The organism is Sulfitobacter sp. GN1-4 (assembly GCF_055693825.1).
Genome location: NZ_JBVFUQ010000005.1, coordinates 31944 through 44073, shown reverse-complemented (window position 1 = coordinate 44073; position 12130 = coordinate 31944). Strand labels below are relative to the sequence as shown.

Annotated in this window: 14 protein-coding genes; 1 reads left to right on the top strand and 13 read right to left on the bottom strand. The window is 57.6% G+C overall.

The window, feature by feature from the left end; genetic code table 11:
* Positions 1 to 118: 118 nt before the first annotated feature.
* Entirely contained in the window at positions 119 to 1018 is a 900-nt protein-coding gene (locus tag ACZ1HM_RS21575) for a LysR substrate-binding domain-containing protein (protein WP_472744780.1), read from the bottom strand.
* A 132-nt stretch (positions 1019 to 1150) separates the two neighbouring features.
* On the opposite strand from ACZ1HM_RS21575, the gene ACZ1HM_RS21570 reads away from it, so the two are divergent.
* Positions 1151 to 1669 carry a YybH family protein gene (locus ACZ1HM_RS21570; RefSeq protein WP_472744779.1) on the top strand — a complete coding sequence of 173 codons (519 nt, stop codon included), beginning with the start codon at positions 1151 to 1153 and terminating at the stop codon, positions 1667 to 1669.
* Positions 1670 to 1930: 261 nt separating this feature from the next.
* Here the strand turns inward: ACZ1HM_RS21570 and ACZ1HM_RS21565 are convergent, their stop codons facing one another.
* The 12 genes from ACZ1HM_RS21565 to ACZ1HM_RS21510 all read right to left on the bottom strand — a co-directional run bounded on the left by ACZ1HM_RS21565 (position 1931) and on the right by ACZ1HM_RS21510 (position 12130).
* On the bottom strand, positions 1931 to 3031 hold the full coding sequence (locus ACZ1HM_RS21565) for a TrbL/VirB6 family protein (RefSeq protein ID WP_472744778.1): 1101 nt from the start codon (positions 3029 to 3031) through the stop codon (positions 1931 to 1933).
* A gap of 3 nt (positions 3032 to 3034) precedes the next feature.
* Positions 3035 to 3439 (bottom strand): hypothetical protein, encoded by a 405-nt coding sequence (locus ACZ1HM_RS21560; protein WP_472744777.1) that lies wholly within the window; start codon positions 3437 to 3439, stop codon positions 3035 to 3037.
* Positions 3436 to 3645 (bottom strand): hypothetical protein, encoded by a 210-nt coding sequence (locus tag ACZ1HM_RS21555; RefSeq protein ID WP_120505482.1) that lies wholly within the window; start codon positions 3643 to 3645, stop codon positions 3436 to 3438. Before ACZ1HM_RS21555 ends, ACZ1HM_RS21560 begins: the two co-directional genes overlap by 4 nt.
* Positions 3642 to 4625: an ATPase, T2SS/T4P/T4SS family gene (locus tag ACZ1HM_RS21550; RefSeq protein WP_472744776.1), complete on the bottom strand. Its 984-nt coding sequence runs from the start codon at positions 4623 to 4625 to the stop codon at positions 3642 to 3644. The genes ACZ1HM_RS21555 and ACZ1HM_RS21550 overlap by 4 nt, the downstream gene beginning before the upstream one ends.
* Positions 4625 to 5986 carry a TrbI/VirB10 family protein gene (locus ACZ1HM_RS21545; protein WP_472744775.1) on the bottom strand — a complete coding sequence of 454 codons (1362 nt, stop codon included), beginning with the start codon at positions 5984 to 5986 and terminating at the stop codon, positions 4625 to 4627. The genes ACZ1HM_RS21550 and ACZ1HM_RS21545 overlap by 1 nt, the downstream gene beginning before the upstream one ends.
* Complete coding sequence (locus tag ACZ1HM_RS21540) at positions 5983 to 6681, bottom strand: TrbG/VirB9 family P-type conjugative transfer protein (RefSeq protein WP_472744774.1); 699 nt, start codon at positions 6679 to 6681, stop codon at positions 5983 to 5985. Before ACZ1HM_RS21540 ends, ACZ1HM_RS21545 begins: the two co-directional genes overlap by 4 nt.
* A 2-nt stretch (positions 6682 to 6683) precedes the next feature.
* The gene (locus ACZ1HM_RS21535) at positions 6684 to 7340 is read right to left on the bottom strand and encodes a VirB8 family type IV secretion system protein (RefSeq protein ID WP_472744773.1); all 657 of its coding nucleotides are present in this window, start codon (positions 7338 to 7340) and stop codon (positions 6684 to 6686) included.
* Between the two features lie 13 nt (positions 7341 to 7353).
* Positions 7354 to 8124, bottom strand: a complete 771-nt coding sequence (locus tag ACZ1HM_RS21530) for a type IV secretion system protein (protein ID WP_472744772.1) — start codon at positions 8122 to 8124, stop codon at positions 7354 to 7356.
* A gap of 59 nt (positions 8125 to 8183) precedes the next feature.
* Positions 8184 to 9263, bottom strand: coding sequence for a lytic transglycosylase domain-containing protein (locus ACZ1HM_RS21525; RefSeq protein WP_472744771.1), 1080 nt, complete (start codon positions 9261 to 9263; stop codon positions 8184 to 8186).
* A 65-nt stretch (positions 9264 to 9328) separates the two neighbouring features.
* The gene (locus tag ACZ1HM_RS21520) at positions 9329 to 9499 is read right to left on the bottom strand and encodes a hypothetical protein (RefSeq protein WP_472744770.1); all 171 of its coding nucleotides are present in this window, start codon (positions 9497 to 9499) and stop codon (positions 9329 to 9331) included.
* Positions 9496 to 11859, bottom strand: a complete 2364-nt coding sequence (locus tag ACZ1HM_RS21515) for a VirB4 family type IV secretion/conjugal transfer ATPase (protein ID WP_472744769.1) — start codon at positions 11857 to 11859, stop codon at positions 9496 to 9498. The genes ACZ1HM_RS21520 and ACZ1HM_RS21515 overlap by 4 nt, the downstream gene beginning before the upstream one ends.
* Positions 11849 to 12130 carry a VirB3 family type IV secretion system protein gene (locus ACZ1HM_RS21510; protein WP_472744768.1) on the bottom strand — a complete coding sequence of 94 codons (282 nt, stop codon included), beginning with the start codon at positions 12128 to 12130 and terminating at the stop codon, positions 11849 to 11851. The genes ACZ1HM_RS21515 and ACZ1HM_RS21510 overlap by 11 nt, the downstream gene beginning before the upstream one ends.

Sequence of the window (12130 nt, the reverse complement as noted above, 5' to 3'; positions counted from 1 at the left end):
GCGGTTGCGCTATCGACTGCTTTCGTTAAATGAGAAGTGCATTGATCCGTCAACCTTCTCCAATCGAACCACAGCAAGGCGTTAGAAAGACGAAGTATGTTTCAGGAATTCACGATGTCTAAGTGGTGCAGGACAGCGGCGCGCAGATATTGATCAACCAATCAAGGAACTTTTGAGTTTGCTTTGATATCGGGCCTTGTCGGCAGATCGCATAGTACACCCCGCGCATATCAAGGGACACATCAGCCCTCACCAACGACCCCTCTGCCAGTTGGTCCCTGATCGTCAATTCCGGAGTGACTTGGACGCCGTAGCCCATGAGTGCAGCGTCCAGCTCAAGTTTGGCGCTACCAGGGTCCACAAGCGATATCTCTTCCGGGTTGCATCCCGCCCGTCTTACGGCCTCTTGAAAGACACCCCCTCCGATCCCTCGGTCCGCGATCCAAGGGAGAGTGGAGACATCGACATTTCCGTCGCCAACCAAGCTTGGTGCACCGCAAATTATCATTGGCGTCTCAAGCAATCTGAAGGTCTGACAGTTGTCCCATTTCCGGTTTGGGCCGCCAGCACGAACCACAATATCGAAATTCTCAAGATCGACTGGGGCGGTGTTACCATCCGGCGAGAAGGACGTCTGCAGCGTCGGATGTTTCATCCAAAAATCGTTAAGTTGCGGGAGGATGACCGTACTGGCAAAATAGTCGGTCGTAGAGACACGCACACCACGCTTGTCTTCAGTGGCTTTCACATCATGAATCCCGTTCGCGATCAGTAAGAATGCTTCCTTCAATGGCTGTGCCAACTGTTCCCCGGCTTGCGTGAGAACCAGACCACGGCCTTCCCGGCGAACAAGGCTCATACCAACCTCTGTTTCAAGTTTCCGAACCTGCTGAGCAATCGCAGCAGGCGTTACGTTGAGCTCTCGAGACGCAGCGGAATAGCCCTGCAAGCGCGCTGTTGCTTCAAACGCACGGAGCGTTGTCAAAGCGGGAAGCCTGCTCCAATTGATTTCATCCATTTGATAGTCTTGCTTAATGGTTTGGTATTATTCCTGACTCACTAATTTGAAGAATTCAACATATTACTGTGGTGCATGAGCAGCTAGCCAGTGAAATTGGAGATAGCTGAACTAACAAGACAGGAGATAGATATGACACTTTCGAACACCTTTGTTGCCGCTGTGGTAACCCTCATTGTTTTTTCAGGAACGGCCCTTATCGCAAATCCGGCTAAGGACGCCGCGCATCTGGCAAATGACCGATACATTTCTGCGATCAATGCCAATGATCCGGTCGCCTTTCTTGCGACGGTGACGGATGACGTTGTTTTGATTGCACCCAATTCGTCGGCAATGGTTGGCAAGGCTGAAGTTGAACCATGGGTTCGCGGATACTTCGATGCGTTTGAGACAGCCTGGGAGAAAACATCTCTGGAGTTTGTTGTTGCCGGGGATTGGGCATTTGAGCGGTATAGTTACAAAGTGGCAGACCTGCCGCGTGGCGGCGGCGATGCTTCTGTCGAAACCGGAAATGGTATTAACATCTATCGTTTGGGCGAGGACGGCGTCTGGCGCGTAGCACGAGACGTATGGGCAACGGATGGTCATGCAGTGACAGACGTTTTGAGTTCCGAACTGGTAACCTGCAACGGCAGGACGGGGCCCTGTTGACAGAAACCCAAGCGGGGGGATGAGTAGCAAACGGCGCAAGACTTTGAGCACATGGATCGCGATCTTCGCGGTCTATGTCATATGACTTTTGAGGGTCAGCGCAGAAACACAATTGCCGCGAAACTTGAGCAAACCAGACGTTCGTACGTCTGGCAGCATCAAGTTAAGTTGGGCTCTTCGCCGCCATTCGCCGCGAGCTGCTTGAAGGTCCGCTTCGGCGATCAACTCGGTGGAGGCGTGCCAATATCAGACGGGTCCCGCCTAGCTCTTCTTTGCATCTGCCAGCCGTTGTGCCCGAGCTTTCTGAGCTTCCATACGCGCCGCAGTTCCAGTTGAAGCCGGAGAAGGATTAGCTGGTGCAGAGTTGTTTGCAGGCTGAGGAAAGCCTGTTCTACCCGACAGGTTTTGTATGCCCAACATCTGCCGTCCGCGGAGCGCCGCGTATTCGATGGAAGAAGCAGTTCCAACTTGATAGCGATTGTAAGCTTGCTGACTTCCGGCGGCGGCCCGGCCGAAAGCGTAAGCACCTCCTAAGCCCCCTGATAGCGCCGGCATCACAATGTTTCCCGAAATCGCGCGAACTAGGAAGGGCGTCGCAACAACAAACCCTTTGGCCATGAAGATCATCATGAAGAAGGGTACCACCGCCCCAATTGTAGATGCCCCGTCTGGGTCTCCCAGTTCTCGGATCAAAGAGTCGGAAACGCCGATGATCGTCGCAAAGACCCCAGCGATCACGATCGGGTAAATGGAAAACGAGATCAGCGCAGACAACCATCGTGCGAAGTAGTCTTTTGTGACGTCAAAAAGCGTAAGAAAGATCATGATCGGCGCGAGACCGACAAGCAGCGCAATCATCAACCGGGATGCGACGAGGAAGAATGCTGCTAGTCCGCCAAGCAGCGACAGCAAAACTGTACCGACGACACCCATGACGGCGCCGGCCATCCAATGCATACCGTCGCCAATTGAGTTTAGGTACGCGGCAAACTCAGCGATGATGGCGTCGAACTCCTCAGCGAAGGTGCCCGAAGGTCCTGGAGCGCCACCGCCAACGGCGGCCACTAATGAGCCAGCGATACTGTCGAGCCCGTTAAGTATGGCTGTCGCGAAGGCATTAAACTGGACCCAACTTGTGGCGAACACGCCGACGAGTACGAGTTTCACCCCCAGCCAGAAGGCAGTTCGGCCGTCCATTGAGCGCACCTGAAACGCCATGTTGATTATCACTAGGATGACTAAGAGCGTCATTGCGACCAGAAGGATGCTGCCCACCGTTGACGCTACGGCGCCAAATTGGGTCTCCGCCGCATCTTCGAGATAACCATCCGCCGTTTCGACAAAAAACGTGACGATGCTCATCGGTCAGTCCCAGCTGTCTTGCGCAATGCACAGATCCCGGACTGCTGGCCGGTTCTTATCAATTGAATTCCGGTAGTATTTAGTACGCTCTTGTATTTCGAAGCGGGCTTCGAGGCGTGCGTAGTTCGCCAGATAGTAGTCGACAACCGTGTCCCAGGCTGGAAAACGGTTCGCGCAGGAGCACTCTCCAGTTTCCAGTATCGCGACATACGAGGTTGCGCGATACATCCGCTGAATGAGAATGGCCTTGTGCGACTCTTTCAAACCCATATTGGATACCAATTCGGGTTCAGGTGGACGGTCCGGGCAAACCAAGAGTTCGTCTCCGGGTTCTGAAGCAAGTTGCGCTTTTGCCGGGCCGCCGGAGAGGACAATCGCAAGTGCCAAGGCAAACCTGTTGAATATCATGTTCCAGTCTCCTCAGCGAATGGTTCGTCTGCTGACCGTGGGCGTTTCAGAAATACTGTGAAGTATGAAGCGTTGACCGAAGATCCGACGACAGACACGATCTCAAATCCCGCGTCGCCCCAGGTCGACAAGGTGCTCTTCATTGTCTCGAAACCCTTCTTGTCGCTGGCATCAAACGTCAGGACTTCGTGTTCAAAGGTCTTCATGTTGCGTTTCCTCCCGTCTGTCCGGGCAAATAGAATTCCGTGATCCCGCGGTCGCCTGCATGGCGCGCGGCATGGATGATCACGTCAATTGAGCTTTCGATGTATTGTACCATGTCGGTGTGGGTCATCGGCACTTCAGTCTTGAGAGCGGCGATCGCTAGGCGTTGAATTGCCAACTGGGGCGTTTCGGCGTGCAACGTGGTCATGGACCCGCCGTGGCCGGTGTTGATCGCTTCAAGAAAGGTCATGGCTTCGGAGCCTCTGACTTCGCCCAGGACGATGCGATCCGGGCGCATGCGCAACGTAGACGTCAGCAACGTGTCAGCGTTGCGTGTTCTTCCCTCCCGGCTGGCCAGCAGGGTCACGACATTTGGTTGCGCGGGGATCAGTTCAGCGGCTTCTTCGATTGTGATGATGCGTTCTTCTGGCGCGACAAACGACAGGATCTTACGCGCAGCTACAGTCTTGCCCGTCGAGGTGCCGCCCGAGACGATCATGTTCAGCTTGTGCGCGACGCAGAAGCGGATTGCGGAGTAGATATCGCCGCCTTTGACGACATCTCGAAGTTCCCGGTTTCTGTTCAACCTGTCTGTCTCGAGGCTGCGTTCGGCCCCAAAAAGGAATTTCAGCTCGACGTCGTGGAGAGGCAGGGAGGTGAAAAACCGCAGCGAGATTGACATGCCCTCGCTGACTGCCGGTGGCATGATGACTTGTGCGCGCACCGGGCGGTCTCGGTACTTGATGCTCACCGATACGATGGGCTTGTCTTTGCTGATTGTCGAGTTTGAGGCCGATGCGATCTGGGTTCCGATGTCCTTGATCTCGGTCGGCGTCAGGCTGCTCTCCAATGGCGACATGAACCTGTCGCCCTGGAATTCGCCCCAGACAGAACCGTCAGGGTTGATGCAAATCTCAATGACGTCCTCGCGAGAAGCATCGGGGAGCTTGTCGAGCGAGGCCTGAAGGTAGGCGCCCGACATCAGAAAATCTCCAGATCACGGTCGACCATCACGGTAATCCTTGCACCCTGTTCGACATAGATCACCGGGCCGATGGAGAGGTAGTCGTCGATGACACTGTCGGCGCTGTCCGCGAAGTCGTCGCCCACATCTTCAAGGATCTCGGCAGACGTTTCGTCTTCGACCTGCGCCGCTGTGGCGCCGGGTAAGGCCGTGATCAACGAAATGAGGGCCGCCGAGCCGAAACGCTCTTTGAAGCGTGTGTCGACAAACCCCGTAGCACCGGCGCGCCCGAGTTCATCGCCTCCAAACGAGCTGACGGTGACTGTTTGGTTGGTGGGCAGGATGATCCGATCCCAGGCGATCGTGATGCGGCTTTGTGCGATGTCTGCACCCGAACGATATCGGCCGATCAGCTTCGATCCTCTTGCAATCAAAATGCGGGACCCGTCGTACGAATGCACGTCCTCGGTGATGACCGCGCGGACCTGCCCGGGCAGTTCGCTCGAGATTGCCGTCTCCATTGCGGCCTGGATCATCGTGCCTTGCACAATCGTATTGCCGGGATTTGCGATGACCTCGGCTTGGGCGACGGTTGAGGGTAGGGCGCCGTTCAGCACGAAGTCGGTCACGTCTTCGAAGGTCCGTTCCGCCAGCTCGCTTTCGCCCTTGCTGTTGCCGCCAAACGCGATGGTCGGTGACTTGATCCGCGCTTCCTGAAAGGCCGCTTCCTCGTCCCGTCGACGCTGCAGCTCAGCCAAGCGTCTTGCTTCTTCCTCTCGTTGTAACCACAGGCGTTCGGCTTCCAAGAGATCGGCTTCTGACGGTCCAGGCGCAGGGGCGGGGGTCTGCAGTTTTGCGAGGTCGAGGTCCATCCGCAGTTGTTGAAGCTCCCGATCTCGCGCGGCCAGTTCTTCTGCAAATTGGTCCTGGGCTCGTTGTGAGGCTTCTTCCGGGGCGGCAATCTGTGCCGTCAGTGCATTGATGGCGTCTGCGGCCGCGGTGTCTTCTTCAACAACCGGTTCCGGTGCGTTCTGCAGCGCTTCGATCTCGGCACGAAGGGCTGCAAGTTGGTCGAGCAACTCCGCATTCGGCTCGGGGTCCGACTCGACAACCACGACTTCGGGTTCCGGCGGGGCTGGGGGCACGAAGGGCTCGATTTCGCCAAACCCATCCCCTGTCATCTGAAACTCTTCTGGTTGCGCGGTCGGAAGCGGGTTTTCTGGTGTTTCCTGCAGAGCTGAGTAAACGAGCAAGCCCAGAACAGCGATCGCGCTCGTTCCAAGAAGTGCCACCAGAAAAGAAGGCCGCGACCGCGGTTTGGACGGTTGCGCGCCTTCGAGTACAGCAAGGCGCTTGCTGAGATCATCGATATCACTCATGACGATGCCCCTGTATTGGTCGACTGAATGCAGACGATCTCGTCCCCCAACCTGAGGACCCATTCGCGACCAACACCGGAGACCCGCAGCACGCCATCCTCGACTTGGGTGCTGTTGACCGTTCGTTCGCGACCATTGTTGTGCTGGAAGATCGCGGGAACGGGTGCATTGCGCGGAAATCGGAAGAAGGTGAAAGTGCCGTCATCCCATACCGAAGACGGTGTGAAATTCGTCCGATCGCTGGCGGCGTAGTTGTAGTTCGGAGCGCGCTGCGCAACCGCGTTTGTAGGACGCCGGTTTTCGTCGGGATACCGAAACTGGACCACGTAGAATGTGGGTGACGAGCTCTCGGTCACATTGAAGTAGTAGCTGCGTCGGTTGGTATAAACGGTGATGTTGGTGTGGACCCCTCGGGCATTGGGTTTCACTGCAAAAGCCCTCCCGCCGGGCACCCCGTCGAGTTGAAAACCTTCAGTGTCGCCAGCAATGATTGAGCGGATGGCTTCGCCTTGTCCAAACTCAACCGTCGTCACATGGGTCAGGCTGACTTTGAGCCGATAGACCTGCCCGTCTTGGTAGGTTGCCACACGGACGCGGCTGTCATTCGGCCCTGATCTTGGAATGGCCTCGGCAAAAGCGGTGTTTGCCGCAACCGATACCGAGACAGACAAAAGAGCTGGGAGGATCAAACGCATTGTCAATTCTCTAACCTGTCGGAGCGAATGGCATACTCCGTGACGGTGAAGCCGAAGGGGTTGGTCCAGACATCGTCGATGGACCGGCGCTCCTCGGGACGGAACTCGAAGAGCAAGGTGGCCGTGAAGAGACCAGCCTGAATCCCTTGAGGTGAGGTCAGACGCTTCCGCAAGCGCACCGTCGCGCGATTGCTCCCGATCCGATTGATGCTGAGAACCTCGACATCGAGGCGGGCATTGGCTCCATAGACTTTGGGCGGATAGGCGTCGGTGTTTGCGCTGTTCCAGATGTTGCGCATCGAGGTCTCGGCGGCCCCGTCGGAGCGCTCGAGAATGCTGGGTACGCGGACATCGTTGTCGAGCTGATTGTAGGTTTCGCGGTCGGTCACGTAGCGAAACACGGCACTCTCGATGATGGCCTGGTTTTCTGTGACTGAGACGGCGCCCACCGAGGCATTGGGAAGCGCCAGACCGGTTTCGGGGTCATACGGGACGACAACGGGAGCCGGATCGACGTCGAGGATTGAGACCGCTGCGGCCGAAAGACAGCCTAAAACGCCGAAGATCAAACCAGCAAAGGCAAGTCGCTGCCATAGCTGCTCCCGGCGGCGCGCCCCGTAAATCAGTTCTTCTTCGACAATTTCGGCTTCGCGCGTCACTGGCCAGTGTCTCCTATCTGGCCTCTAGCTCGGGCAGAGTGAAATCCATGTACCGCTGTTCTTCGGCGATGGTGGCTGCGTCGATCACGCCGGCTTGTCCGGTCCCGACTGTTTGCACGGCTTCGAGTTGCCACATTGCGACCAGCGCTATTGCCAGTTCCGCCGTAACGCGTGTGTTGAGATCAACACTGTCTTTCAGCTCTTCCATGTCGCCGATCATGCCAACGAGGCGATCCACCCGTTGTAGAGACTGGCCCGCCTCCTCATAGGAGGTCTGGGCTGCTGCGGACATGACAGCACCCGTTGTGGCGCGCGTCGCGGTGCGACTTGCCCCGTCATTGCCGCTCGTCGCCATCTCGCGCAGCGTGTCTTCGTCAAACCCGGCCTCGGCCAGAACGCGTGTCATTTGCGTTTCGATTCGTCCTGCGCTGTTGCCCGCAAGCCGGGAAAAGTCGCCCTCCCGGATAGCATCAATGGTTGCCAGGATGTCGCCGAATTCCTGATCAAGAAGTCCGTTCAGCTCGTCCTCCATTTCGGTGCGGATGACAGTCGGAAGTTCCATCAGCCCGGTCAGCGCAGCATAGGTATCTTGAAGCTGGGCGAGCTGCTCCTGAAGCGTGGCAAATTGCTCGCGCAACAGGACGAGTTGTTCGTTCTGCAGGACCTCGTCCTCGATCATTTGCCGGAGTTGCTGGATCTCTTGCGTGATGTTTTGCGTGTCGACTGTCGGCACGCCTTGGGCGGTCGCCGGAACAGTGAGGAATGGGGCAGGGGCCGTTGCCATCACCAGACCCCATGTGGTCAGGCAAAGACTGCGTCGCGCCCAACTTAAAGTGCGATGTGTCATTCCAAGTCCTCCAGTGTGAAATCCATGAATTGCTGTTCCTCAAGCTGCGCAGAGGCCATGGCGATCTCTGCCGCGCTCGAGGGTCGTGTTCGGGTCGCTTGCAAGCGTGTGCGCGCGGCGATGAGCCGAACAAGTTCAGCGCGCGCATAGGCGTTCAACGCCATCGACTCCTGCAGGTCCGACGCTTCACCGATCCGCTCGACGATGCTGGCAATCCGCATGGCGGCTGCTTGAATAGAGGCCATCGAGTGATTGCCGTAGGTCGCAGCACCTGCGCTTGTCAGGGAAAGGTTCGAGTTGGCGAGCAAGGCCGGGTCGATGGTGCCAAGCGCTTCAGCGCCGCCCATGCGGGCGAGATAGGCGTTGTATTTTTGCGGGATGACGGTGACGTAGTGCCGGGTTTCCGTGAACGGCGGCACGCCGCTGTATTCGATGACGCGCCCCGGACCCGCATTGTAGGCGGCCAGCGCATAGATGATGTTGCCGTCGAAGCGCGCCAGTTGTGCCGCAAGATACCGCGCGCCGCCATGCACCTGCAGGTAGGGGTTGTCATAGTATTCCGGATAGATGCCGAGATCGCCCGCGGTGCCGGGCATGATCTGTGTCAGACCGAATGCGCCGACCGGTGAACGCGCGCCGATGGTGAACCGGCTTTCCTGCCAGATCAGAGCTTGTAGCAATGCACGCCATTGGCGGACGCTCAGTCCTGCGCGGCCGACGCCCCCAAGACCGTGCGTCTCCTGTGCGACGCGAATGATCAGCTGCTCAATATTAAGTGCGGCATCGCCAAACATCTGATCAGCGCCTGGATTGGGATCATCCGCGCCGTAAAGATAATCTGCAGATTGCTCCGGCTTTCCGCCGGTTTCGAGCGCGTCGATGGTGCCGGGAAGGCCCTGGCCGCCGAAGCTCGTTTGTGCGTCGAGGATCTGCTGGAGCACCCTGAATTGCTCGCCTTCGATTTCGGTGATCTGCTCTTTGACGGTGAGCTTTTCACGTTGGGCAGCCAAATCACGTTCGCGATGCGCATTTGCCGCCTGGTTGCGCACCGCCAAGCCCGCATCCACGGTTGGCACGCCTTGAGCTTGCGCTGTTCCCACGCTGATACAGACAAAGCAGAGATATGCCGCGCATCTGGAGATCACTCGAACCACCCCGTGCTGAGATCGGCATCGCCCAAGGGCTCAAAGTCACAGTTTTTCTCCGCAGGCCCTCGCGCCACGAAGCTGAAGCAGTTGGCCTCGGACGGTCTGTACTGCTCGCATCCCGCGAGGGCTGAGATCAGGATCAAGAAGGGAACGAGAAATCTCATGGCAGCCTCCAGAAGTCGGGACGTGTTCGGTAGTCCGTGCCAACCAGTTGCTCGCCCTTTTCCATCCCACCGAGGATAGTGAGCAGGGGACCCAGAGCGCTGAGATCGGTGTCGACGACAACGGAGCCCTGATCATCCCGCACCAATCCAAGACGTGAGTTGCTCCCGGTGTTCAGCAGGACATCGAGTTCCTTGTCGTTGAGATTGAGCATTGCGTAGTCGGACGCATTGGCCCGGATATTGGGCAGCAGGATTTGTGCCGGAACGGCTTCGATGATGGTTTTGCCGGTCCGCGTCTGCTCCAGCTGGCTGGCATATTGGGTCATCATCACGACCACCGCGTTTTGCTTTCGAGCGGTGACCAGCCAGTTGGACAACCGCTCGGCGAAATAGGGGTTGTCCAGCGCCTTCCACGCCTCGTCGATGACGATGATTGTGGGTTTTCGATCTTCGATTTTCCGTTCGACCCGTCGAAAAAGGTAGGACAGAACGGCCATGCGTTCTTTCTCGCTTTCGCTGTCGAGGATGCCGGTGAGATCGAAGCCGACGATCTCGCCCTCGAGAGAAAACGTATCCTTCTGGGTCTGTCCGAAGATCCAGCCGTATCGCCCGGTCTGTGCCCATTCCAGAAACCGCTCGTGCAGATCGCCGTTGTCATCCGTTGATCCGAAGAGCGATGCGAGATCAGACCAGTTTCGAAGGTCGTCATGGGCCGCGGTTGCGTTTTGGCGGACCACTTCCTGAATACGATTGGCTTGGGCTGGTGACAGCGGCTTGTCTTCGCGATGGATCAAGGCCGCCAGCCAATCTGACAACCAGGCCTGACCGCGCTCATCAATTTCGGTACGAAGGGGGTTGAGCCGGGTCGGCTCGCCGGCCTTCACAGCAGAGAAGCGACCACCGTTTGCCCGGACAGCCATCTCCATGCCCTGGCGATAATCGAAAACGAAGACACGCACCCCGATGCGGCGCGCCTGCGTGAGCAGGAAGGCAGACAGGACTGACTTGCCTGATCCGGGACGACCGAGGATCAGTGTGTGCCCGCCAGTTGGCTCTGCGGTCGGGGCGCCTTGTTCATGATAGCTGAAGCGATAGGCGGATTGCTCCGGTGTGGGGAACATCGTGATTGTCTGGCCCCAAGGGACCTGATCGTTGGTCTTTCCGAGTTGGGTGCGATGAAAGGCAGCGAGATCGGAGAAGTTCCGGTTGGTGATTGCCGCCTTGCGGCTCCGGGCAGCAGTGTTTCCGGGGTGTTGTGCGAAGAAATGGGTCTTTGCCGCGAAGGCTTCGGTGATCAGATTGACACCTTCGGACGCCCCGATGTTGCGCACTTCCCCGGCAATGGCGCTGAGTTCTTCCGGTGTGTCACCGAAGACAGTGACAGTCATGTGGTGATCGCCAAAACTGAGGCGTTTGGATTCCAGATCGTCGAGTGCGTCGGCGAGTTGGGCTTCCAATGAGATTGCGCCGTCATCGGCGGCGCGCATCAGCCGCCGCTGGCGCTTGATCCGCGACGCCATGATGTTCGAATTGATTGGCGTAAACGAATGGGTGACGACCATGTCGACCGGCAGGTTCAGGTCATCGAACATCGTGCAAGCGGTCTTCGGGGGATAGGTCTTGATGGCGAAGGTGGTCCCGTAACGGGTCCCCACCGCGCCATCGGAAACGACAAAGGATGAGTCTTTGAAGGTCACCCGGCAGTTGGCAACATCATGCGCCACGAAGCCATATTTGGAGGACAGGAAGAGCGGCAGTTCCCGGCCCGTGTTCAAGCTTCCAAGAAAGCCCAGGAGTTTACCCGTGCTCGCCTTGAGGAGACGCGGGGACATGTCCGCGAAGGTCGATTTCAGGAAGCCGACAACTTCGCCCAGGCGGCGCAAGCGTTTCTCCGTCTGGGCCGCAAGCAGCGAAACGGATTTGCGCGTCGAGAAGGGCAGACGTAACACGAGGGCAGGGCGGTGCACCACGGTCAAAGTCAGCGTTTTGTCCCGGAGGCCCCGCTGATCCAGAAATCTGCGCCATTCTGTATCGACAGCTGCAGCGAAATCATCGCCTTCCATTGGCCGCAGGTGGTGCTCAATTCCCTTCGAGACCTTGTGCACATAGAACCCGAAATCCGGACCGATCTGGGCGATGATCTGCGCAAAGAGCGCCCGTGTTTTGTCGAGGTACACATCATCTGTCGTGTTGCTGTTGACGCCTTTCAGACGGAGGCACTGGAAGAGTTCATTGCCACGCGTTCGAACTGTCTGGTCGTCAACCAGGCTCACGTAAGGGAGCATATGGGCCAGTTGTCTTTCCCTGCTGGTCCATGTCGGAAGAAGCGAGTCCTGCACTTGGGCGTCGTCACGGGGCATAGCTGTCGCCCCCGTGTATTCGACAGTTTGCAGTCGGTGGGGTTTCCTGCAGAGTGGTGGCCACCACGTCTAGGAAATTGGGGTCCCAATCCGCCGCTTTCCAAAGGGCTGGATAGGCCGCTGCTGCCGCAATAGCGACGGCCCAATGCTGGATCCACAGGAACAGTAAAACGGACCCAAACAGCCAGACCATGGCGTACATGATCGGCAATCCGATCAATTTGGGAGGACGCACGAGCCCGGTGAAAAGGGGGGACTGTTCCGCTGCCAT